The organism is Lysobacter sp. Root494, assembly GCF_001427225.1.
Taxonomy (GTDB): Bacteria; Pseudomonadota; Gammaproteobacteria; order Xanthomonadales; family Xanthomonadaceae; genus Agrilutibacter.
On the sequence record NZ_LMFH01000001.1, the window covers coordinates 490,480 to 511,907 of the forward strand.

At 66.5% G+C, this 21,428-nt stretch carries 23 protein-coding genes and 1 pseudogene; 11 read left to right on the top strand and 13 right to left on the bottom strand.

All coding sequences use genetic code 11. The annotated features are described in order from the left end of the window. Positions 1-49 precede the first annotated feature (49 nt). Positions 50-1,021 carry a CsgG/HfaB family protein gene (locus tag ASD14_RS02000; protein WP_056128882.1) on the top strand — a complete coding sequence of 324 codons (972 nt, stop codon included), beginning with the start codon at positions 50-52 and terminating at the stop codon, positions 1,019-1,021. 68 nt (positions 1,022-1,089) lie between these two features. Here the strand turns inward: ASD14_RS02000 and ASD14_RS02005 are convergent, their stop codons facing one another. Next, positions 1,090-1,293, bottom strand: a complete 204-nt coding sequence (locus tag ASD14_RS02005; protein ID WP_056128086.1) for a hypothetical protein — start codon at positions 1,291-1,293, stop codon at positions 1,090-1,092. A gap of 76 nt (positions 1,294-1,369) precedes the next feature. Between ASD14_RS02005 and ASD14_RS02010 the strand changes: the two genes are divergently transcribed. From ASD14_RS02010 to ASD14_RS02035, 6 genes are all read left to right on the top strand, one after another. Beyond that, entirely contained in the window at positions 1,370-1,648 is a 279-nt protein-coding gene (locus ASD14_RS02010) for a DUF493 family protein (RefSeq protein ID WP_056128089.1), read from the top strand. Between the two features lie 59 nt (positions 1,649-1,707). Continuing rightward, entirely contained in the window at positions 1,708-2,349 is a 642-nt protein-coding gene (gene lipB, locus ASD14_RS02015; protein ID WP_235565295.1) for a lipoyl(octanoyl) transferase LipB, read from the top strand. A gap of 25 nt (positions 2,350-2,374) precedes the next feature. Then, entirely contained in the window at positions 2,375-3,385 is a 1,011-nt protein-coding gene (gene lipA / locus ASD14_RS02020; RefSeq protein ID WP_056128093.1) for a lipoyl synthase, read from the top strand. A gap of 285 nt (positions 3,386-3,670) precedes the next feature. Further along, on the top strand, positions 3,671-5,914 hold the full coding sequence (locus tag ASD14_RS02025) for a carboxy terminal-processing peptidase (protein ID WP_082538708.1): 2,244 nt from the start codon (positions 3,671-3,673) through the stop codon (positions 5,912-5,914). A 197-nt stretch (positions 5,915-6,111) separates the two neighbouring features. Next, positions 6,112-6,966 carry a methylated-DNA--[protein]-cysteine S-methyltransferase gene (locus ASD14_RS02030; protein ID WP_235565281.1) on the top strand — a complete coding sequence of 285 codons (855 nt, stop codon included), beginning with the start codon at positions 6,112-6,114 and terminating at the stop codon, positions 6,964-6,966. A gap of 123 nt (positions 6,967-7,089) precedes the next feature. Beyond that, positions 7,090-7,437: a hypothetical protein gene (locus ASD14_RS02035; protein ID WP_056128095.1), complete on the top strand. Its 348-nt coding sequence runs from the start codon at positions 7,090-7,092 to the stop codon at positions 7,435-7,437. A gap of 94 nt (positions 7,438-7,531) precedes the next feature. Here the strand turns inward: ASD14_RS02035 and ASD14_RS02040 are convergent, their stop codons facing one another. After that, on the bottom strand, positions 7,532-8,041 hold the full coding sequence (locus tag ASD14_RS02040; protein ID WP_056128098.1) for an Lrp/AsnC family transcriptional regulator: 510 nt from the start codon (positions 8,039-8,041) through the stop codon (positions 7,532-7,534). A 73-nt stretch (positions 8,042-8,114) separates the two neighbouring features. On the opposite strand from ASD14_RS02040, the gene ASD14_RS02045 reads away from it, so the two are divergent. Genes ASD14_RS02045 through rarD form a run of 4 tightly spaced genes read left to right on the top strand, consistent with a single transcriptional unit; the run spans position 8,115 to position 11,161 of the window. Next, the gene (locus ASD14_RS02045) at positions 8,115-8,753 is read left to right on the top strand and encodes a LysE family translocator (RefSeq protein WP_056128100.1); all 639 of its coding nucleotides are present in this window, start codon (positions 8,115-8,117) and stop codon (positions 8,751-8,753) included. A gap of 11 nt (positions 8,754-8,764) precedes the next feature. Then, positions 8,765-9,268, top strand: coding sequence for a DinB family protein (locus ASD14_RS02050; protein WP_056128892.1), 504 nt, complete (start codon positions 8,765-8,767; stop codon positions 9,266-9,268). Between the two features lie 37 nt (positions 9,269-9,305). Beyond that, positions 9,306-10,238, top strand: a complete 933-nt coding sequence (gene yedA, locus ASD14_RS02055) for a drug/metabolite exporter YedA (RefSeq protein ID WP_056128103.1) — start codon at positions 9,306-9,308, stop codon at positions 10,236-10,238. Next, positions 10,235-11,161, top strand: coding sequence for an EamA family transporter RarD (gene rarD, locus ASD14_RS02060; protein WP_056128104.1), 927 nt, complete (start codon positions 10,235-10,237; stop codon positions 11,159-11,161). Before yedA ends, rarD begins: the two co-directional genes overlap by 4 nt. 66 nt (positions 11,162-11,227) lie before the next feature. Here rarD and ASD14_RS02065 read toward each other — a convergent pair whose 3' ends face one another. The 11 genes and pseudogenes from ASD14_RS02065 to ASD14_RS02115 form a co-directional block, all read right to left on the bottom strand. After that, positions 11,228-12,544, bottom strand: a complete 1,317-nt coding sequence (locus tag ASD14_RS02065; protein ID WP_056128107.1) for an ABC transporter permease — start codon at positions 12,542-12,544, stop codon at positions 11,228-11,230. Between the two features lie 13 nt (positions 12,545-12,557). Next, complete coding sequence (locus ASD14_RS02070; protein ID WP_056128110.1) at positions 12,558-13,718, bottom strand: ABC transporter permease; 1,161 nt, start codon at positions 13,716-13,718, stop codon at positions 12,558-12,560. An 18-nt stretch (positions 13,719-13,736) separates the two neighbouring features. Continuing rightward, positions 13,737-14,426, bottom strand: coding sequence for an ABC transporter ATP-binding protein (locus tag ASD14_RS02075; protein WP_056128895.1), 690 nt, complete (start codon positions 14,424-14,426; stop codon positions 13,737-13,739). A gap of 226 nt (positions 14,427-14,652) precedes the next feature. Next, positions 14,653-15,921: an efflux RND transporter periplasmic adaptor subunit gene (locus ASD14_RS02080; protein WP_056128111.1), complete on the bottom strand. Its 1,269-nt coding sequence runs from the start codon at positions 15,919-15,921 to the stop codon at positions 14,653-14,655. Between the two features lie 292 nt (positions 15,922-16,213). Continuing rightward, complete coding sequence (locus ASD14_RS02085; protein WP_056128113.1) at positions 16,214-17,587, bottom strand: leucyl aminopeptidase family protein; 1,374 nt, start codon at positions 17,585-17,587, stop codon at positions 16,214-16,216. Then, positions 17,584-18,306 (bottom strand): HAD-IA family hydrolase, encoded by a 723-nt coding sequence (locus ASD14_RS02090; RefSeq protein ID WP_056128896.1) that lies wholly within the window; start codon positions 18,304-18,306, stop codon positions 17,584-17,586. The genes ASD14_RS02085 and ASD14_RS02090 overlap by 4 nt, the downstream gene beginning before the upstream one ends. A gap of 149 nt (positions 18,307-18,455) precedes the next feature. Continuing rightward, complete coding sequence (locus tag ASD14_RS02095) at positions 18,456-19,466, bottom strand: AI-2E family transporter (protein WP_157475011.1); 1,011 nt, start codon at positions 19,464-19,466, stop codon at positions 18,456-18,458. A gap of 126 nt (positions 19,467-19,592) precedes the next feature. Further along, positions 19,593-19,979, bottom strand: coding sequence for a hypothetical protein (locus tag ASD14_RS02100; protein WP_056128119.1), 387 nt, complete (start codon positions 19,977-19,979; stop codon positions 19,593-19,595). Between the two features lie 5 nt (positions 19,980-19,984). After that, positions 19,985-20,338, bottom strand: coding sequence for a hypothetical protein (locus ASD14_RS02105; protein WP_157474957.1), 354 nt, complete (start codon positions 20,336-20,338; stop codon positions 19,985-19,987). A 150-nt stretch (positions 20,339-20,488) separates the two neighbouring features. Beyond that, positions 20,489-20,923: pseudogene (locus ASD14_RS02110) on the bottom strand (phage holin family protein); the annotation flags it as partial. Positions 20,924-21,063: 140 nt separating this feature from the next. After that, complete coding sequence (locus tag ASD14_RS02115) at positions 21,064-21,426, bottom strand: hypothetical protein (RefSeq protein ID WP_056128125.1); 363 nt, start codon at positions 21,424-21,426, stop codon at positions 21,064-21,066. Positions 21,427-21,428: the final 2 nt, after the last annotated feature.

Sequence of the window (21,428 nt, forward strand, 5' to 3'; positions counted from 1 at the left end):
GAGAACGCTTGCGGCGTTCGTGGCTGGCAATCAACGAGTGGACATCGAAATGAACAACGGCATCACCCATCGCGCACTGCAGCGCGCCTGCCTGTCGGGCCTCGCGCTGCTACTGGCGGCCTCGCCCGCGATCGCGCAACGCCAGAGCGCACAGGACCTGCGCAAGGAACAGATGCAGCAGATCCCGGTCTGCGTGAAGAAGCTGGGCACGATCTCGGTGCTCGAGCCCGAGGATTCGACCAACTGGTGGAGCGGCCAGCAGCTGCCGGCGCCGTCGAAGCTGATCAAGGTCTTCGTCAACAAGTCGAAGTGCTTCACCCTCGTTGATCGTGGCGCCGGCATGGACGCGGCGATGCGCGAACGCGACCTGGCTTCCAGTGGCGAACTGCGCGGTCGCTCCAACATCGGCAAGGGCCAGGTCAAGGCCGCCGACTACGTGATGGTTCCGGACCTGATCTCGCAGAACAGCAATGCCGGTGGCAGTGGCGTCGGCGCGCTGGTGGGTGGACTGCTCGGAGGCAGCCGCGGCGCGGCACTGGGCGGCGCGGTGAACTTCAAGAAGAAGACCGCGGACGTGGTCCTCACCGTGACCGACGTGCGCTCGTCGGAACAGGTCGCGATGTCCGAAGGCAGCGCGAAGAAGACCGACATCGGTTTCGGCGTGGGTGGCGGCCTGTTCGGCGGCAGCGGCCTGGGTGGTGCGAATGTCGGCGGCTATGCGAATACCGAAGTCGGCCAGGTGATCACCATGGCGTACCTGCAGGCGTATATCGACATCGTCAGCCAACTCGGTGGCCTGCCGGAAAATGCTTCCGCCGCCAATGCACAGCAGGCGGTGACCGTGACCAAGCCGGCACGCCTGTTCGCTGCGGCCGACGGCAGGAAAGTATTGCGTCCGCTCGACGTGGGAATGATGCTGTATCCCACCGGCACCAAGAATGGCGTGATGTGGGAAGTCGAGGACGAGCTGGGCAACAAGGGCTGGGTATCGTCGACCTTGCTCGAGTTGTCGAGGAACTGAGCCGCGCAGGTGTCGGCGAAACAAAAAGGGTTGCCACGGCAGCCCTTTTCATTGCGGGGTATCAAGCGCTACAACCGCACGAAGTACGGCAGCGCCATCAGCGCCCCGCCTACCAGTACCAGCGTCCACGGGCCGGAAACGAAGTAGGGAAAGACCATCAGTACGATCCCGCACACCAGCGGCACGGGCGCCTGCTGGCGCTTGCCGTAGATGAAGTAGCCAAGGCCGATCGAACTGAACAGCAGTCCCCAGAACAGTGCGGCGACGTCCACGAGATTGGTCCCTCGGCGTGATTGGGGGCATCCTACGCTCCCTTGGGTTATCCGCCCCCGACCCCATTTCCCGGCGATGGAAATCAAGTCTGAAAACCCCGAACACGGCTTCCAGTTTCCGGGCACCTTCGAGTTGTCGGCCATGGGCACGGCGGAAAAGGATCTGGAAACTACGCTGCCGACCCTGCTGCTCGATGCCGGCATCGAAGTCGTGCACGAATCGGTGACGTGGAAGCATTCCTCCAATGGACGCTATGTTTCCGTTCGCATCAGCTTCCGCGCCGAGAATCGCGAGCAGTACGACCGCGCGCACGAAGTCCTGCGCGAACATCCGGAAGTGAAGTGGACGCTCTAGCCGACGTTGCGTGCAGCGAGCCCCAGGCGCCGCGTGAAACCGCTGCGGCGGCGTGCGCCCTGGTCCGCGATCTCGGCCSCCAGCCGTATGAACCGGTGTGGCGCGCGATGCAGCGTTTCACCGACACCCGCACCGACGACATGCCCGACGAGCTGTGGCTGGTCGAGCACGATCCTGTCTTCACCCTCGGCCAGGCGGGCAAGGACGAACACGTGCTGTTTCCCGGCGACATCCCGGTGCTGCACGTCGATCGCGGCGGCCAGGTGACCTACCACGGTCCCGGGCAGATCGTGCTGTATCCGCTGCTCGACCTGAAGCGGTTGAAGGTCGGCGTGAAGGACTACGTCTGCCGCATCGAGCAGGCGATGATCGACACGCTAGCCGACTGGAACATCCACGCCCGGCGCCGCGAAGGCGCGCCGGGCGTCTATGTCAACGACGCGAAGATCGGCGCGCTCGGCATCCGCGTGCGCCGCGGCTGCACCTTCCATGGACTCGCCTTCAACATCGCGATGGACCTGGAGCCGTTCCGCCGCATCAATCCCTGTGGTTACCAGGGGCTCGAAGTGACCTCGATGCTAGACTTGGGCGGCCCGTCCAGCCTGGACGCGGTCAAGCCGGTGCTGGTTGCGCATGTGGCCCGCCTGTTCGGATTTGACGTCGAATCCGCCGCTCCGCAGCTGCCCGCTTTCACTGCCTGATCCCGATTCCCTGCGACCCCACGCCATGACCGAGCCTGCCTCCAAGACCATTCCGCTCGCGGTGGTGAACGCCAACGCGCCCGCGTCGCTGCAGCCGGGGGTGAAGCAGGTCGCCGGCGACAAGATCAGCCGCTCGCCGGTGCAGTTCGCTGAGGCGCCAGTGCTGCGCAAGCCGTCGTGGATCCGTGTGCGAATTCCCAGCGACAACTCGGTGGCGCGCCTCAAGGCCAAGCTGCGCGAGAACCGCCTGGTCACGGTATGCGAGGAAGCCAGCTGCCCGAACATCCACGAGTGCTTCAGCCACGGCACCGCGACCTTCATGATCCTTGGCGAGGTGTGCACGCGCCGCTGCAGCTTCTGCGACGTCGCCCATGGCCGCCCGAAGCCGCCGGACCCGAATGAACCGCTGAGCCTGGCGACGACCGTCGCCGACATGGGCCTGAAGTACGTCGTCGTCACCAGCGTGGACCGCGACGACCTGCGCGACGGTGGTGCCCAGCACTTCGTCGACTGCATCCGCGCGATCCGCGAGCACAGCCCGAAGACCAAGATCGAAACGCTCACACCCGACTTCCGCGGCAAGGGCCGCATGGAACGCGCGCTGGAAATCTTCCGCGCCGATCCGCCGGACGTGTTCAACCACAACATCGAAACCGTGCCGGACCTGTACACCAACGTGCGTCCCGGCGCCGACTATCAGTGGTCGCTGACCCTGCTGCAGAAGTTCAAGGCGCAGCATCCGGAGGTCGCGAGCAAGAGCGGCATCATGCTCGGGCTGGGCGAAACCATGGAGCAGGTGCAGGCCACGCTGCGCGACCTGCGCGCGCACGACGTCGACATGGTCACCATCGGCCAGTACCTGCAGCCGTCCCCGCATCACCATCCGGTGATGCGTTACTGGACGCCGGACGAGTTCAAGCAGCTGGAAACCTACGGCTACGGACTCGGCTTCACCCACGTCGCCTCGGGCCCATTGGTGCGTTCCTCGTATCACGCCGACCGCTCGGCGATCGAAGCGGGCTTCGCGGAAGCCTGATTCGCCTCCATACCCGCATACCTGCGGTTGCCGCGCCGATTCATGAAATCCGTGTGGCGCCGCCGCGGCGCGCACCATCTCCGGACGGCTCGTGAGGCGACAGTCACCAAACTGAACCTTCCCCGCACTGGCCTCGCCAATGAAGCGAAAAGGCCGTTAATTGGGATGCTTTGGCGCGCTGCGCGCAGTCGACAGGGACTGCAACTTCCGGCACTGTGGACCGGTCGAATCCCGCGACATCCTTGACCTCGGGCCATGCCGGTCCGCGAAGACTCCGCGATGAAAATGCTTCCCCGCGTCACCACACTGCTGGTCGCCTCCCTGCTCACCGCTCCGGTCGCACTGCTCGCTGCAGACGGCAACAAGACCGCGCAACTGCCCACGCCGCCGCAAAGCGACAAGGCCCTGCTGAAGTCGGTCGATGCGAAGACGCTGCCGAACGCGCCGACCACCGACCAGACCACCGCGGCCAAGCTCGTCTACGGCCTGCTGTCGGACAGCCGTTATGCCTATCGTCCGCGTGCGCTCGACGACACGCTGTCGGCCGACATGTACAAGCGCTATCTCGAATCGCTCGACGGCGGCAAGCAGTTCTTCAGCGCGCAGGACATCGCGAAGTTCGATGCGTACAAGCTGAAGTTCGACGACGCCATCAAGTCGGGCGATCTGTCGCCGGCGTACGCGATGTTCGCGACCTACCGCCAGCGCTTCGACGCGCGCGTCGCGTACGCGCGCAACCTGCTCAAGCAGGACATCTTCGACTTTACCGGCAGCGACCGCTTCGAATACGACCGCGAGGACGCGCCGTGGGTCGCCGATGAAGCCGCCCTCGATGCATTGTGGAAGCAGACCGTGCGCAACGACTGGCTGCGCCTCAAGCTCGCCGGCAAAAAGCCTGACGACATCCGCAAGACGCTCGACAAGCGTTACCTCAACATGGCCAAGGGCGTGGCCGAGCTGAAGGGCGAGGATGTGTTCCAGACCTTCCTCAACAGCTACGCCAACGCGATCGATCCGCACACCGATTACTTCACCCCGCGCACGGCCGACAACTTCAACATGACGATGTCGCTCTCGCTCGAGGGCATCGGTGCCGTGTTGCAGAAGCAGGACGACGTGGTTGCGATCCGCGAGATCGTGCCCGGCGGTCCCGCCGGCAAGTCGCAGAAGCTCAAGCCCGGCGATCGCATCGTCGCCGTGGGCCAGGGCGATAGCGGACTGATGGAAGACGTGATCGGCTGGCGCATCGATGATGTCGTCGCCAAGATCCGCGGCGCGAAGGGCACCAAGGTCCGCCTCGACGTGATTCCGGCCGAAGCCGGTCTCGACAGCGCGCCCAAGCGCCTCGTGCTCGTGCGCGACAAGGTGCGCCTGGAAGACCAGGCGGCGAAGTCGGAAATCATTACCCTGCCCGGCGTGAACGGCGCACCGGCGCGCCGCGTCGGCGTGATCAAGCTGCCTGGCTTCTACCAGGACTTCGAAGGCCGCCGCCGCAACGATGGCGACTACGCTTCGGCCACGCGCGACGTCGCGAAATTGCTGACCAAGCTGCGCGGCGAGAAGGTGGAAGGGGTTGTGCTTGACCTGCGCAACAACGGCGGCGGTTCCCTCGATGAAGCCATCGATCTCACCGGCCTATTCATCGATCGTGGCCCGGTCGTGCAACAGCGCGAATCTGGCGGCCGCGTGCAGGTGTACGGCGACGAGGATTCAGGCATCGCTTGGGACGGCCCGCTCGCGGTGCTGATCAACCGTGGTTCGGCTTCGGCGTCGGAAATCTTTGCCGGCGCGATCCAGGACTACGGCCGCGGTCTCGTCATCGGCGAAACCACCTTCGGCAAGGGCACGGTGCAGAACCTGGTTGACCTCGACCGCTGGCCGGCGAACGAAACCGCGCGTTTCGGACAGGTGAAGCTGACCATCGCGCAGTTCTTCCGCGTCAGCGGCGGCAGCACGCAGAACAAGGGCGTGGTGCCGGACATCGCGTTCCCGGTGTCGGTGGACGCGACCGAGTTCGGTGAGAGCACCTACGACAACGCGCTGCCGTGGACCCGTATTGCCGCCGTGCAACACACGCGCTACGGCAACTTCGCGCCGCTGCTGCCTAAGCTGCAGTCGATGCACCTCGCGCGCATCGCCAAGGACAAGGAATTCCAGTGGTGGAGTGAAGACGTCGCCGAGTTCCGCGAGGAGCGCGCCAAGAAGTCGGTGTCCTTGAACGAAGCGGAACGCCGTGCCGAACGCGCGCACGACGAAGCCAAATTCAAGCAGCGCCAGGAAGAACGCAAGGCGCTGGGCCTGGCCCTTGATCCGCTGGCGGAAGAACGTACCGACGACGGCCTGGCTTCGAGCGAACGCGACATCGCCAAGGACGCCGCGCGCGAGAAGCTGGCCGAGCAGAGTCCCGATGCACTGCTGCGTGAATCGGCCGCGATCCTCGCCGACGCGGTGCAACTGCTCAACGCCGACAAGAAGCTGTCCGCGCAGGTGTTGCCGCAGGCAGCGACACCGGGCCATTGGGCGGATTGATCGCGCATGGCATGCACGGGCTGCCCTTCCCAGCCCCCTGAGTCAGGGGGCGACTCGCGCCGCAGGCGCGAATGGGGGTGCGGCAGCGCGTGGCGCGGCCCGAAGTTTGCGCAGCAAACTTTGGGGTTTCCCAGGCGCAGCCTGGGGAACAAGAATCGGATAGCGGGCACCTTCGGGTGCCCGTTACGCTTCGGGCCATGAACGCCATGGTCAAGAAAATTCCAACGCCAGCCAACGAATCGCATGACAGGCTCGAGCGCGCACGCGCGCTGCTCGACGCGGGCGAGCCATCGCTCAGCGAGCTGGCGGCGATCGTGAAGCTGAGTCCGTCGCACCTGCAGCGCAGTTTCACCGCGCGCTTCGGCATCAGCCCGGCCGAGTACCTCGCACAACGCAAGCTCGGCACGTTGAAGTCGGCCCTGCGGGAAGGCCGCGACGTCAGCGCCGCGCTGTACGACGCCGGTTACGGTTCGCCTTCGCGTGTGTACGAACAGGGCGCGGCGAAGCTGGGCATGACTCCCGCGCGTTATCGTGCCGGCGGCGAAGGCGAGCAGATCCGCTGGAGCCTGCTCGACACCGCGCTCGGCACGGCGCTGGTGGCGACCACGCAGCGCGGCATCTGCATGATCGAGCTCGGCGACGATGCGACGGCGCTGGAATCGAAGCTGCGCAACGAATTTCCGCGCGCGACGCTAGAACGCGTCGACGCCGGCCGCGACGAGTTCCTCGCGCCGCGTCTGCATGCCGTTGCCGAAGCACTGGCGGGCCGGCAGTCGCAGGTCGATATCGACCTGCTCGGCACAGCGTTCCAGAGGAAGGTGTGGGATGCGTTGATGCGGATTCCCGCAGGTGAAACCCGCAGTTACGCGGAGATCGCCGCGCAGCTCGGCGCACCTCGTGCGGCACGCGCCGTGGCGAGCGCCTGCGCGCACAACCGGGTCGCGATCGTGGTGCCGTGCCATCGCGTCGTGCGCGGCGATGGTTCGCTCGGCGGTTACCGCTGGGGCCTGCCGCTAAAGCAGCAGGTGCTGCAGCGTGAACGCGCGGCTTGAGCTGCGTCGGGGCGACCCGCGAATGAATCGCCCACCGATGTCGATTTCCAGCTCCCTGGTTCGTCTTGAAGATAGAAGCGCGCAATCCGCCGCGCATCTGCTTCAAACACAAGGAGACACCCGATGAAGAAGTACATGGCCGTTTTTACCGGCAGTCCCGACGCAATGGCCGGATGGCAGGCACTGGATGCAACCGAACGCCAGCGGCGCGAAGCCGAGGGCATGCAGGCGTGGAAGCGCTGGGTTGAGGACAACGCCCAAGCGATCGTCGACAACGGCGCTCCGTTGGGCAAGACCAAGCGCGTCACGAAGGACGGCATCGGCGATGCGCGCAATAACCTCGCGGCTTACACAGTGGTGCAGGCCGCGTCGCAGGAAGCGGCGGCGCGCCTGTTTGAAGGCCACCCGCATTTCACGATCTTCCCGGGCGATGGCGTCGAGATCATGGAGTGCTTGCCGATGCCGCAGTAACAGAGGCGAACGCGGTAGCGTTGCCCCGCGCGGTGCAAACGTGCAGGAGCCCCGCACCGCGCAGGCGCGGCGCTACGAAACGATTTGGAAGCCACTAGCGCTTGCGTCGCCCCGGTGGCCTGGTAGGCAAGGCAAGCCCCTGCTTCACCGGCTCGAACACCATCCGCGTCTCATAGCGCTTGAGGTTGTCGTCGCCACCGAACAGCCGCTCGGCGACTTCGCGCGTGTGGGCGAGGCCCGTGGTAGCGAGGATGACCAGGTAATCCCATTCACCGGCCAACACGTAGCACTGCTGCACTTCGGGCGCCGCGCGCAGCCGCGCGTGCAGCGCGACATGGTGGCGCGCGGATTCGCGTTCCAGCGCGACCAGCACGGTGGCGAGGGTGACGTTGCCCAGCTGCGAGGGATTGAGCACTGCGACGGTGCGCATCAATCCACTTTCGCGGTAGCGCTTGATCCGTCGCTGCACGGCGCTGGCCGACAGGCCGACGGCTTCCCCCAACGCGGTCAGCGTGGTCGCGGCGTCGCGCTGCAGGAGATCGAGCAGGCGATGGTCGAATTCGTCGAGGGCGAGCGCAGTGGCCACGCAAAAATATTGCGCCATGGCGCACGTATTTTCAAACGCGATGCTTGCCGGGCCGATACGCTGGTTCGCATCCCACGTTGGCCTGCCACCCATGATCCCGATCGAGCAACTGCTGTTGTTCGCCGCCACCGCGTTGGTGATGGTGCTGACGCCCGGGCCGAACATGATCTACCTGGTCTCGCGTTCGGTCAGCCAGGGCCCGCGCGCGGGCGTGGTGTCGCTGCTCGGCGTGGTGTGCGCGTTCCTGGTGCACATGACCGCGGCGGCGGCCGGCCTCACCGCCTTGTTCGTGGCGGTGCCGCTGGCGTACGACGCGCTGAAGATCGCCGGCGCCGCGTACCTGCTGTATCTCGCATGGCAGGCGGTGAAGCCGGGCGCGCGGTCGCCACTGCAACCGGCGCTGCTGCCGCCGGATTCACCGGCGAAGCTGTTCCGCATGGGCTTTCTGACCTGCCTGCTGAATCCGAAGGCCGCAGTGCTCTATCTCTCGATCCTGCCGCAGTTCGTCGATCCGCACCGCGGCTCCGTGTTCGTACAGAGTGTTCTGCTGGGTACCCTGCAAATCGCGATCAGCTTCACCTTCAATCTGCTGATCGCGTTGTCGGCCGCCGGCCTCGCCGCCTGGTTCGCGCGCAAGCCGGCGTGGCTCGTGGCGCAGCGCTACCTGATGGGCACCGTGCTTGGCGGACTGGCCGTGCACATGGTGCTCGAACCACGCCGCCTGGCCTGATGGAGAAGGCGATGAACGAAGCAACCTTCCAGGCACTCGCCAACTTCCCGCAGCAGCTGGAAGCGCATTACGCCGCCGTGCCTGCAGGCTACGAACACTGGATGCCGGCGTCGTGGGACGGCGTGCCGAGCGAACGCTTCACCGCCATCGAACAGGTGCTGCATGTCCGCGACATCGAGACCGAGGGCTACCACGTCCGCTTCCACCGCAGCCTGCACGAGGACAATGCGCTGCTCGCCGACATCGACAGCTACGCGCTGGCGCGCGAGCGCGGTTATGCCGAAGCGACCGACGCACGAGCCGCATTGGCCGACTTCCGCAACGCACGCGCACGCACGGTGGAACTGCTGTCGTCGCTGCAGCCGCATGATTTCGCGCGCACTGCGGCGTTCGACGGCTATGGTCCGGTCACCGTGCGCGGCCTGATGCATTACCTGTGCAGCCATGACCAGCAGCATCTCGCCGGACTCCAATGGTTGCTGGGCAAGATCGAAGCCGCGCGATCGTCGCCATGAACTACCAACGTCTCCCATCCTTCCAGGTTGTCCTCCCATGAATGCCGTCGCGCCCTCCGCTTCCCGTGAAATACCTGCGCTGGCCGTGGCGCTGGCCCTGGCCGCGGTGTACCTCATCTGGGGTTCTACTTACCTGGCGATCCGGTTCGCGCTGGAAGGCGGACTGCCGCCGCTGCTGATGGCGGGCTCGCGCTTCGTCATTGCCGGCGGGCTGATGTTCGTCGTGCTGCGCCTGCGCGGAGAAGGCGCGCCCACGCGCACGCAATGGCGCAACGCCGCGGTGATGGGTGCGTTGCTGCTCGGCCTGGGCAACGGCCTGGTGACGATCGCGCAGCAGTGGGTGTCGTCCGGACTGGCGGCGGTGGCCGTGGCTTCCGCGCCGCTGTGGATGGGATTGTTCGCGATGATGCGCGGCCAGCATCCCAACCGGCTCGAGTGGATTGGCTTGGCGATCGGTTTCGTCGGCGTGCTCTGGCTCAACGCGGGCGGCACGCTTGGGGGGCAGCCGATGGGACTGGTGGCGTTACTGATCGCGGCGGTGGCGTGGTCGTTCGGTTCGATCTGGAGCCGTGGGCGCGATCTGCCATCGCCTTTCATGACCGCTGCGGCGCAGATGCTGTGCGGCGGCGTGCTGATGCTGGCCGTCGGCTTCGCGCTGGGCGAACGCTTCGAAACCTGGCCGACGACCAAGGGCCTGGCCGCCGTCGCCTACCTGATCGTGTTCGGATCCATCATCGGCTTCTCCGCCTATATCTGGCTGTTGCACCACGTGCGCCCGGCGCTTGCCGGCAGCTACGCCTACGTCAATCCCGCGATCGCGGTGATGCTCGGTGGCTGGCTGGCCGGCGAGCACTTCAGCACTACCGATATCGCGGCGATGGCCGTGATCCTCGCCGGCGTCGTGGCCATCACCCTGGCCAAGGCGCGTGCTTCGAACAAGCCCGCGCCGGCGAAGGAATCGCAGGCATGAATCCGATGCCGTCCGCCGAGCGTCGTGGCCTGTGGGTCGCGATCGCCTCGTTCGTGCTGTGGGGCTTGATGCCGTTGTACTGGCATCTGCTGAAGACAGTGCCGTCGCTGCAGATCGTCGCCCACCGCGTGGTGTGGAGCACGCTGCTCGTCGTCGCATGGCTGCTGTGGAAGAACGGCCGCGGCTGGCTGCGTGCGGCCCTCGCGCGCCCGCGCGCGGCGTGGATGCTCGCGTTGAGCGGCGCGCTGATCGGCTTCAACTGGAGCCTGTACATCTGGGCGGTGAATGCCGGCCACGTGGTCGAAAGCAGCCTGGGCTACTTCATCAATCCGCTGTTGAACGTGGTGCTCGGCGTCGTCTTCCTGCACGAGCGCCTGAGCCGGGTGAAGTGGCTCGCGGTTGCGTTTGCGGCGGCGGGTGTGGCGTGGCTCACGGTGCAGTTCGGCCAGCCGCCGTGGATCGCGATCTGCCTGGCGCTGTCGTTCGCGTTGTACGGACTGCTGCGCAAGCTGCTCGCCATCGATGCAGTCGCAGGTCTCGGTGTCGAAAGCGTGTACCTCTTCCTGCCGGCAATTGCCGTGGTCGCGTGGGGCGAGCTGCACGGGCAGGGCGGATTCCTGCCCCTGAACGGAGTGGATGCGTGGGGCGCGGGGGCGGATGCGCTGTTGATCTTCGGCGGCGCGCTCACCGCATTGCCGCTGATCGGCTTCGCCTTCGCCGTGCGACGCGTGCCGCTTTCCGTGGTCGGCCTGCTGCAGTACATCGCGCCGACGCTGCAGTTCCTCACCGGCGTGTTCGTGTTCCATGAAGCGTTCGACCAGCAGCGGCTGGTCGGATTCGTCTTCATCTGGGTCGGACTGGCGATCTTCGCCAGCGAGAGCGTGTGGCGCGCGCGGCGCCAGGCGGCGTTGTCGGCCGCATAGGTATTCCCGACAAAAAACAAAACGGGCGGTTTTCCGCCCGTTCTGCTATGCGCGAACAACACCTGCTTACGCCGCGCGCAACGCCTCGGTCACCGGCAGGCGTGCAGCACGCAGTGCGGGAAACAGCCCGCCGACCAGGCCGATGCCCAGCGCCCACTTCAATCCCGTCCACAACAGCGCGGGCGAAACGCGGAACTGGAACACGACCTGGCTGAAGTTGTTGCCCAGCGTCGACACGGTGTGGCCGTTGAACATCAGCCACGCGAGCAATGCACCAAGCGCGCCACCGACCAGCGCGAGCAGCATGGTCTCCAGCATCACCGCGGTCACCACCGGCAGGCCGCGGAACCCGATCGCGCGCATCGTCGCGATTTCGCGCGCGCGTCCGGCGACGGCGGCGTACATCGAGTTGAGTGCGCCGAATACTGCGCCGATCGCCATGATCGCGCCGATGATCGAACCCAATGCCTTGATCAGCTTCGTCAGGCCTTCGGACTGCTTGGCGTAGTAGTCGTGCGTGGTCGACACATCGAGCTTTAGCCGCGGATCGGCGGCGAGCGCCGCCTTCAGGCGCTTGAAGCCGTCCTTGCCGTCGAGCTTCACCGTCACCGACTGGTAGGCCTGCCGTTGGTAGGCAGGACCGAGCACGTCGACATCGGCCCACAGTTCCGAATCATGCGAATCGCCGGATTCGAACACACCGACCACGGTCCACATCTGGCTGGCGAGCTTGAGCTGCCTGCCGACCTCGAGCCCGCGGAACTGCCGTTGCGCACCGCGTCCAACGACGATCTCGCGCAGGCCAGCGCCGAACTTGCGGCCTTCGACGATCTTGAGATTGGGTCTCAGCGCCCACGCCGCGGGACCGACACCGCGGAATTGCACGTTCGAATCGGTGCCGTCGGCCATGCTCGGCAGGTTCACCACCTGCGACAGTTCGGGCGAGATCACCGGGCGTCCGTCTTCGCCGCGCGCGATGCCGGCGAGCGCCGAAATCAGCGGTGCCTGGTCGCGGGTGATCACCGAATTGGTTTCCGCCTGCGAACCGCCGCGCAGGATGATCGCGGTGTCGTCGCCACCGGTGCTGTCGAGCGTGGCCTTGAAGCCTTCACCCATCGCCAGCATCGCGACCAATACACCGACCACGCCGGCGATGCCGATCACGATCACCGACGAGGCGCCCCAGCGTTGCGGCAATCCAGCAATGCCGATACGCGTGGCGGTAAGGGCGAGGCGGCCGCTGCGGGTAAAGGCGAGCCATAGCGCAACGATGACGGCGATGGCGAGCACGCCGGTCCACGGCAGCATCATCCAGGCCACCAGGCCTGCGATCAGCAACAGGATCACGCCGAGGTTGCCGAAGAAGCGTTTGATGCGATTCATGTCATGTCCTCGGTCAGCGTCCGGCCAGTGCATCGACGATGTTCAGCCGCATCGCGCGCAGCGCGGGCAGCGCCCCGGCGAGCACGCCGAAGGCGAGCATCAGCACCAGGCCGGTGATCCAGCTTTCGGGCGGCAGGTTCGACGGCAACTGGATGAAGCCGCCGCTCATCTTCGTCGCCGCGGTCATCGCGATCGGCGCCAGCAGCAATCCGAGCAATCCGCCGATCACGACCAGCAGCACCGCTTCGCCCAGCACCAGGCCGAGCACACTGCGGTTGGAGAAGCCGATCGTCTTCAGCACCGCGAGTTCCGGAATGCGTTCGCGCACCGCCTGCGCCATCGTGTTGCCGGTGAGCAGCAGCAGGGTGAAGAACACCGCACCCATGATCGCAGTGACGATCAGGCCGATGTCGCCGATCTGCTTGGCGAAGGACTGGTTGAACGCCTCTTCGGTCTGGGTCTTGGTCTCGTGATCCGAGTTGGCGGAGAGCGCATCGATCGCCTTCGCGACGCGGTCGGCGGAACCCGCATTGTCGAGCTGGATGATGTACCAGCCGACGCGTCCCTTGACGTAGTCGTTGGCCTCGTCGAAATAGTTCCAGTGGAACAGCAGCATCTGCTCCTGGCCTTTCCGCTTTTCGTCGTCGATGCGGAAGATGCCGTCGAGCTTGTAGGTCCAGTCGTTGCTGCCCTTGGTCGGGAAGATCGTCGCCTGCAGCGGGATCGTGTCGCCGACCTTCCAGCCGAACTTCTTCGCCAGCGATTCGCCGACGATCGCGCCCTGGCGATCGGCCTCCCATGCCTTGCGCTGCGCGTCCGGCAGCTTGAATTCCGGGTACAGGTCGAGATAGCCCGGGCCGACGGAGAAGTTCGGGAAGAAGTTCTTCGGGTCCTGGTAGATGCCGCCGAACCAGGCCGCGTACGAGGAGCGTTTCACGCCACCGATCGATGCGATCTGCGGCGACAGGCTGTACGGCAGCATCTGCGTGATCGACAGGCGCGAGGCCACGACCATGCGGTTGGCGCCGGTGACGTCGCCGCCGGAATTGAAGGCGACACGAACCGAGTCGAGCATGCCGAACAGGAAGAACGCGGCGGTCACCGACAGCAGCGTCAGCAACGTGCGCGTCTTGCTGCGGAACAGTGCGGCCCAGATGAGGTGCAGGTATTTCATGGTCTGCTCCTGTGTGGATTACGCGTACGCGGTCTGTTCGACGAGCGTGCCCTTGTCGAGATGCAAGGTGTGCGTGGCGTATTCGGCGGCCTTCGGATCATGCGTGACCATCACGATGGTCTTGCCGTGCGCGCGATTGAGCGTCTGCAGCAAGGTGAGGATTTCCTCCGCCGACTGGCGGTCGAGGTCGCCGGTGGGCTCGTCGCAGATCAGCAGCGTCGGGTCGGACACGATCGCGCGCGCGATCGCGACGCGCTGTTGCTGTCCGCCCGAAAGTTCGGAGGGGCGATGCTTGCCACGATCCTTCAGGCCGACCAGTTCCAGCGCGATTTCCGCGTTGCGCTTGCGCTGAGCGGAAGAAAGCTTGGTCAGCAGCAGCGGCAGCTCGACGTTCTTCTGCGCGTTGAGTGTCGGCATCAGGTTGTAGAACTGGAACACGAAGCCGACGTTGTTGCTGCGCCAGTGCGACAGCTGGCCCGAACCCAGCGTGTCGATACGCTGGCCTGCCACTTCGATCTCGCCGCTGCTGGGCGAATCGAGGCCGCCGATGAGGTTGAGCAGGGTGGTCTTGCCCGAGCCGGACGGTCCCATCAGCGCGACGAAATCGCCGCGCTCGATGTCGAGGTCGATGCCGTGCAGTACGTCGACCTTTTCCGGGCCGCGCTGGTAGGTCTTGTGCAGGTTGCGGATGCTGACGAGGGTGGACATGCGGGGCTCCGTGGGTCGGTTGTGCGTTTGCTTGTCGCAGTGGTACTGGCGTACTGGCTCATGTTCCACGCTCGTCATTCCCGCGAAGGCGGGAATCCAGCGACTTTGCTTCTACTCGTTGTGTTCTCGCCCGTCATTCCCGCCCAGGCGTAAATCCAGTGACTTTGTCTTCAACGCGAACAGCGAAAGTCACTGGATCCCTGCTTTCGCAGGGATGACGAACAAACTACTTGTTGTTCTCGCTATCGTCCGACTCCTCGCGCGCCACCTGCACGCGCGCGCCATCGGCCAGCTTCGCCGGCGGCTCGACCACCACGGTCTCGCCACCGCCCAAACCTTCCAGCACTTCGCGGTCGTCGCCCAACGTCCGCCCGAGCCTGAGTTCGCGCTGCCGCGCAAGACCCCCGCCGTCCTTCAGGTCGGCGACGACGAACGCCACGTCCTTGCCGTCACGCTGCACGATCGCATCGGATGGCGCCAGCACGCCAGGCCGTGTCGCCGCGACGGGCTTGGCTGCTTCGAGGAAACTTACCCGCACGCCCATGTCGGGAACGATGCGCGGATCCTTCTGCTTCAGCGCGACGCGCACCTTCACGGTGGCCTTGCCGCGATCGGCGGCGGGAATGATCGCGATCACTTCGGCCGGGATCTTCCAGTCCGGATACGCGTTGAGCGTCGCTTCCACCGGCATCTTCGGCTGCACGCGCCCGATGAAGGCTTCGCCGACCTCGACTTCGACTTCCAGCGAATCCATGTCGACGATCGTGCCGATGCCGGTGCGGGTGAAGCCGCCGCCCGCGGACAGCGGCGACACGATCTCGCCTGGCTGCGCCGCCTTGGCGATCACCACGCCGGCGAAGGGCGCGCGCACGATCGTGTTGTCCACGCCCTGCGCGGCGATCCGCAGGCCGCCGCTGGCCACCTGGGCGTTGCGCTGCGCGGTGGAGAGCTGCGCGCGCAATGCGTCGCGCTGCGCGATCGCCTGGTCGTACTGCGCTTTCGATACCAGCTGCTGCTGCGCGAGGCCGGCTAGGCGCACGGCATTCGCCTCGGCTTCCTTGAGTTGCGCCTGCACGCTGCCGATCTGGCTGCGCGCGGCGGCGAGCTGCGACGCGGCGAGGTCGCGTTGCGCGTCGGCATCGATCGGGTCGAGCGTGGCCATCACCTGGCCGGCTTCAACGCGTTGGCCTTCCTCGATCAGCACTTCGCGCACCTTGCCGGTGATCTTCGCGGACACCGTGGCCATGCGGCGAGCAACGACATAGCCGGTCGCATCGAGCACCGAGGCATTGCCGCCGCCGTTGCCGATCGCGGTGACTTCCGCGGTGCGCACTTCGATGCCCTTGTCGCGTCCAAACAGTGCCCAGCCCGCGACAGCGAGCACGAACACGATGGCGGCCGCGGCCAAGCCGATCCACAGCGTGCGGCGCGGGGCCGGCGGTGGCGGCGCGCTGCGGTCGATGCGGAGTTCCCTGAGCAGGTCCGACTGGTTCATCCGTAACTTCATCCTGAAATCTGCGCGGCCCATGCGGCCGCATGTCGATACGACGAACGGGCAGGAGCGGTTTCGACCGATCCTGCAAAGCGGCGACAGTGTGAGTGACGGCGCCACTGGCGCCAACCTGCCGGAAGTCAGTTTCTTCGGTCGGCCAGGGATGGGGCCCGCCAGTGTGGCGCGTTGCCCACGGCGCCGCCAGCTCACGCAAGGCGAGGTTTTGCCGGCCGGTGCCGTCCATTCCCCGTGCTGAAACGGAGGCGGGCATCGCCCGCCCTCGTGGCTGCTGCGCTCAGCCGGCGCGCGCCTTCAACATCGCGTACGCGGCGCGCAGGCCTTGTGCTTCGCCGCCGGCGGGCTTGCCGGGACGATCGCTGTCGTTCCAGGAATAAACGTCCAGGTGCGCCCACTTCTGCTGCTGCGGAACGAAGCGTTCGAGGTACAGCGCCGCGGTGATGCTGCCAGCCATCTTCGAGGGCCCGCCGTTGGCGATGTCGGCGATCGTGCTCGTGAGGTAGCGCCAGTACGGGCGCCACAACGGCATGCGCCACAACGGGTCGCGCAGCTGCACGCCGGCTTCGAGCCATGCGCCAGCGACAGCTTCATCGTTGGCGTACAGCGCGGGGAGGTCGGGACCGAGCGCGACGCGCGCGGCGCCGGTGAGCGTGGCGAAATCGAGCAGCAGTTCGGGCTTCTGCTCGGCGGCGAAGGTGAGCGCGTCGCACAGCACGACGCGGCCTTCGGCATCGGTGTTGTCGATCTCGACGCTGAGCCCGGCACGCGTGTCGATGACCTCGCCCGGGCGGAACGCGTTCGGGCCGATCGAATTTTCGACCGCGGGAATGTACAGGCTGATGCGCAGCGGCAGCTCGCGCGACATGATCAGTTCGGCGAGCGCGATCGCGTGCGCGGCGCCGCCCATGTCCTTCTTCATGTTGCGCATGCCGTCGGCGGGCTTCAGGTCGAGGCCGCCGGTGTCGAAGCACACGCCCTTGCCGCAGATCGCGATGTGCGGATGCGCGTCGCTGCCCCAGGTGAGCGTGATCAGGCGGGGGGCACGGTGGGAGGCGCGGCCGACGGCATGGATCGCGGGGAAGTTCCTGGTGAGCAGGTCGTCGCCACTGACGACTTCGATGTGCGCGCCGAAGCGCTCGGCAATTTCGCAGCACACCTGTTCGAGCTGGTCGGGGCCCATGTGCTCGGTGGGCGTGTTCACCAGGTCGCGCACGCGGATGCACGCGGCGAGTTCGGCGAGCACGTCGTCGGCGTCGCCTTCGATCAGCAGCGAGCCCGGCACGCGCAGCGGTGGCCGGTAACGGCTGAAGCGATAGCTGCCCAGGCCCCACCCGAGTTGCAATGCGGCGGTTTCGGCCGGGTCGAGCGTGTCGACGAGGCGCCACGTACGCGCGGGCAACGCCAGCGACGCATGGCCGTAAGCGGCGGGGTCGAGGCGGTCGCCGACGCCGATGACGCCGGCGGCGATGCTGCCGTCGGTATCGGGCACCAGGATCGCGGTGTAGGCACTGCCATCGAAACCCTGCGCATCGAGCCACGTGCCGACCGCCGCAGGCTGTGCGCCGCGCCATTCGGCATAGTCCGGGCGCGTGACGACATGCAGCGGCAAGGCGTTGGTGGAGTCGCGGGTGAGTCCGGCGGGCAGGGTCATGCGGCGGCTTCTTCTTGTGCGTTGGACGACTGCGCATCCAGCCAGTCGGCCAGTGCGGTGAGGGAGGTGACATGCAGGTCGGGATGCACGTCGGCATGCGGCCATGTCGCGCCCTCGCGATTGAGCCAGCACGTGCGCAGGCCGGCGCGCGCGGCACCGACGACGTCCATTCCGATGTCGTCGCCAACGTGCAGCACTTCGCGCGGCGGCACGCCGAGGCGTTCGCAGGCGGCGTGGAAGATGCTTGCGGCGGGCTTCGCCGCGCCGTGTTCGCGTGCACCCAGCTGGAAGCGGAAATGCGCGTCGATGCCGATCGCGGCAAGATCGGCGTTGCCATTGCTCACCGCGGCGACGGGCACGCGCGCGGCGATGCGGCGCAGGGCATCGGGCGCATCGGGATAGAAGTCGACGCGGGTGCGCTCGGTGAAGAAGATCGCGTACGCGGCTTCGGCGAGCGCGACGTCGCCGCCGCTGTCGCGCAACGCGCGCTCGATGGTGAGGCGGCGCAGCAGGCTCAGGTCGTGCGCGTGCTGCGGGTATTCGGCAACCACGCATTCACGCAGCGCGCGCATCGCCTCGATCGGGAAGCGCTGCGCCGTCTGCGGGCTGTGCATTTCCATCCATGCGTGCAGCTTGCGTTCGATCCGCGCCCCGATCGGCGGGAAGGGCCAGAGGGTGTCGTCGAGATCGAGGGTGATGGCGCGGACGGGGAAGTTCACCCGCGCATTGTAGCGGTCCGGCGTATGCGCCAAATCAGTACGCGAGTCGCCGCTTCGAAGGGGGCATGTAGCGCCGCGCCTGCGCGGTGCGAACGTCCTGCGACGCGATGTTTCCCGGCGTTCGGTACCGCGCAGGCGCGGCGCTCCCGTCACTCCAGCAGCCGCGCCCAGCCGTCCATGCCCTCGGTGCGCTCCAGGATCAGCTTCACGCACACCAGCAGCGGCACGGCGAGCAGCAGGCCGATGATGCCCCACAACGAACCGAAGACCATCAGCCCGAGGATCAGCACCAGGGGCGACAGCCGCATGCGCCGGCCCAGCACGATCGGCGTCACCAGCTGGCCTTCCAGCGTGTGCAGCAGCAGGTAGATGCCCGCGGGAAGCAGCGCTTTCGCGCCGTCGAATTCGGTCATGCCGATCAGCAGCATCACCGCGATGCCAATCAGCGGGCCGACATACGGCGCGTAGTTGAGCAGCGCGGCCATCGTGCCCCACAGCAACGCTTCCGGAAGCGACAGGCCGAGGTACTGCAGCGCTCCGGCGAACACCAGTCCGACAATCACGTTGATCACGCTGATGGTCAGCACGTAGCGCGAGAGCTCATCCTCGATCGACTGCAGGATCTCGACCGTGAGCTTCTTCTGCTGCCGGCTGTGCAACAGCGCGATCGCGTTGCGCTGCAGGTTCTCGCCATAGACCATGAAGAAGAACGTCAGCAGCACCACGGCGAGCACCGAGGCAAGCATGCGCGGCGTCGTGGTCAATGCCTTGTACGGCTCGTTGACTTCGGTGAAGACGATCTGCGGCGGCCTGGATTCGCCACCGGCGGCGCGCGCGAAACTTTCCGCGGCGCGGTTCGCTTCCTGCACGGGCTTGGTCATCGCGCGCAGTTTCGGCGCGAGTTCCTTCAGTTCCTTCGGCGCCTGCTTCATCCATTCGCCGGCGGGTTCGACCAGCTGGTTGCCGAGCGCGCCGGCGAGGAACAGCCCGCCGACGATCACCAGCAGAGCACCGAGGAAACGCGGAATCCACAGGCGCCGCAACACGCGGATGATCGGGTTGCCGATCAATGCGAAGAACATCGACAGCAGCACCGGCAGGATCAGTCCCTGCGCGAGCCACAGCACGGCGCCGACCGCGATCGTCGCGAGCACGACCATCGCAACGGACGAACGCGGCCGCGGCGTGGAGGGCGGGGCGTTGGGAATCTCGTCGGCCGGAGTCGCGCCTGCCGGATCGGATTCGGACGACTCGGATTCGGACGCGGATGCGGGAAGCGACACGGCTCAGGGCCCGGTGGTGGAGGAAACATCCTGCGGTGGCGCAGCTTGCGATGAAGCCGCTTCCGGCGCCACTGCTTCGGCGACGTTTTCCGCGGTATCGGCGGCGTGCCCGGCTTCTTCCGCCGCGACCTTGGCGGTGCCGCCAGCAAACAGTCCCGACAGCATCGTCACCAGTTGCATGAACTGCCCGCTGCGCGCGACCGTGCGCAAGGGCTGCGCGCGGCCGACCAGGAAGCCGCTGACCAGGCCCGCGATGATGATGCGTGCCGGCGTCCACGTTTCCTTCCATGTGCGCTTGAGATGCCGCCAGTCGTCGGCGACGAGGCGCTCGCGCGTTTCCAGCGCGGCTTCGGCCTGCTGCACCTTGGTGAGGAGTTGCCTGAAGCCCATGTCGGCTACGTTGCCATGCCGAAGGCGGCGCTGGGTGAGGTGAGCATGTCGTCGTGCAGGCCGAACACGTCGTTGTCGTCGACGCCCGGATCGCCGAGTGCGTACAACGTGCCGAACACTGCTTCGTACGCGGTGAGCTGCGTGATCAGGCACAGGTCGCCCGGCGAGACACCGGCGGCTAGCACGCGTTCGATCGCCGGTCCTGCGGCCGCGAAGCCCTCGTCCGGCGCGCGCCGACAGTTGGCGATCACGTTGTCCATCCAGCGCGGATCGCGTAGCGGATTGATGACCGTCTGCCAGAGATGTTCGACCAGTTTTTCCCGTGTTCCCACGCCGTCCTCCCGTGTTCGCCGTGCCATGCATGGAGCGTCGCGCACTCAGGGCGGCGTGACGTCGACACCCATGCCCTTCTTCACCGGCGTGTCTTCGGTCGCCTCGGCCACGCGCTCGGCTGCGTTGCGCGTGGACTCGCTCGATGCGGGATCGGGCATGAAGTCGGCCAGTTCGCCGATGCCCAGCCGTGCCAGTTGCCGGCGCGTCGCCTGCATGCGCGTGTGTTCGAAGTAATGGATCGCGCGCCACACGCCCAGGCCGGTGACGATCAGGCTCAGCAGCGCGCACACGCCGAGCGACAACGTCCATGACCAGTCGAGCGCGTCATGCAGCACCGCGGTGAGCGCAGCCATCAGCAGCATCCACGCCGAACCGCCGAAGGCGATTGCAACAGCGGTGAACGCCAGCGCTCGCCCGAACGCGCTGCGCGCCAGCGAGAGGTCCGCACTGATGAGGATGCGGAGCGCCTTGGCCGCCTCGCCGGCGGCGCCCAGGCCGGCACGTCCCGCGGCGCCGATCTGGCGCAGGGATTCGGCCAGGTCTGGTGCCGAAGCCGCGTCCGGTTTGCCGGCATCGGGAGAGGAGTTCGTATCGGTGCGCGGTTCGTCCATCGCGTGCCCGCCGGTGCCTGTCGGCTGTGCAGTGAGAGTAGCCCGGCAGGTCGGTTCGCCGAAGTGGCTCCTGCGAGAAATGCCCGGCAACGCTTCGGCAGCACGCCGCCAGCCGGTCGGTGGCTACATTCGCCGGATGCCTACTTGTCGCCGCTGCGCGCGAGCTTGGCGATGATCCATCCGGCGGCGAACGCGACGCCGAACGAAGCCAGGGGCCGCTCGCGGATCAGTTCCGCCGCGCTGTCGATCAGGTCGCGGCCCTTGTCCATCAGCACGTCCATCTGTTCCTTCGCCGCGCCTCCGGCCTGCTCGGCCGCGGTGAGGCCCGCGAAGGCGCCGTCGGCGAGATCGGCCTTCACGTTGGCCTTGCCCAGCCGCAGTTCGTCGGCCGCCGCGCCCGCGGCATTGCGCAGTGCGTCGCCGGTATCGACTGCAGCCTGCTTGAGGTGGCTGCCGGCTTCGCCGAGATGGGACTTCATGCCGTCGGTGTTGGTGGGGGACATGG

Coding starts and splice junctions, on each gene's coding strand:
- ASD14_RS02000 (WP_056128882.1), top strand. CDS start 50: ATGAACAACGGCATCACCCATCGCGCACTGCAGCGCGCCTGCCTGTCG.
- ASD14_RS02010 (WP_056128089.1), top strand. CDS start 1,370: ATGGAAATCAAGTCTGAAAACCCCGAACACGGCTTCCAGTTTCCGGGC.
- lipA (WP_056128093.1), top strand. CDS start 2,375: ATGACCGAGCCTGCCTCCAAGACCATTCCGCTCGCGGTGGTGAACGCC.
- ASD14_RS02025 (WP_082538708.1), top strand. CDS start 3,671: ATGCTTCCCCGCGTCACCACACTGCTGGTCGCCTCCCTGCTCACCGCT.
- ASD14_RS02030 (WP_235565281.1), top strand. CDS start 6,112: ATGAACGCCATGGTCAAGAAAATTCCAACGCCAGCCAACGAATCGCAT.
- ASD14_RS02035 (WP_056128095.1), top strand. CDS start 7,090: ATGAAGAAGTACATGGCCGTTTTTACCGGCAGTCCCGACGCAATGGCC.
- ASD14_RS02040 (WP_056128098.1), bottom strand. CDS start 8,041: ATGGCGCAATATTTTTGCGTGGCCACTGCGCTCGCCCTCGACGAATTC.
- ASD14_RS02045 (WP_056128100.1), top strand. CDS start 8,115: ATGATCCCGATCGAGCAACTGCTGTTGTTCGCCGCCACCGCGTTGGTG.
- ASD14_RS02050 (WP_056128892.1), top strand. CDS start 8,765: ATGAACGAAGCAACCTTCCAGGCACTCGCCAACTTCCCGCAGCAGCTG.
- yedA (WP_056128103.1), top strand. CDS start 9,306: ATGAATGCCGTCGCGCCCTCCGCTTCCCGTGAAATACCTGCGCTGGCC.
- rarD (WP_056128104.1), top strand. CDS start 10,235: ATGAATCCGATGCCGTCCGCCGAGCGTCGTGGCCTGTGGGTCGCGATC.
- ASD14_RS02065 (WP_056128107.1), bottom strand. CDS start 12,544: ATGAATCGCATCAAACGCTTCTTCGGCAACCTCGGCGTGATCCTGTTG.
- ASD14_RS02070 (WP_056128110.1), bottom strand. CDS start 13,718: ATGAAATACCTGCACCTCATCTGGGCCGCACTGTTCCGCAGCAAGACG.
- ASD14_RS02075 (WP_056128895.1), bottom strand. CDS start 14,426: ATGTCCACCCTCGTCAGCATCCGCAACCTGCACAAGACCTACCAGCGC.
- ASD14_RS02080 (WP_056128111.1), bottom strand. CDS start 15,921: ATGAACCAGTCGGACCTGCTCAGGGAACTCCGCATCGACCGCAGCGCG.
- ASD14_RS02085 (WP_056128113.1), bottom strand. CDS start 17,587: ATGACCCTGCCCGCCGGACTCACCCGCGACTCCACCAACGCCTTGCCG.
- ASD14_RS02095 (WP_157475011.1), bottom strand. CDS start 19,466: ATGGTCGTGCTCGCGACGATCGCGGTCGGCGCCGTGCTGTGGCTCGCG.
- ASD14_RS02100 (WP_056128119.1), bottom strand. CDS start 19,979: ATGGGCTTCAGGCAACTCCTCACCAAGGTGCAGCAGGCCGAAGCCGCG.
- ASD14_RS02105 (WP_157474957.1), bottom strand. CDS start 20,338: ATGGCACGGCGAACACGGGAGGACGGCGTGGGAACACGGGAAAAACTG.
- ASD14_RS02115 (WP_056128125.1), bottom strand. CDS start 21,426: ATGTCCCCCACCAACACCGACGGCATGAAGTCCCATCTCGGCGAAGCC.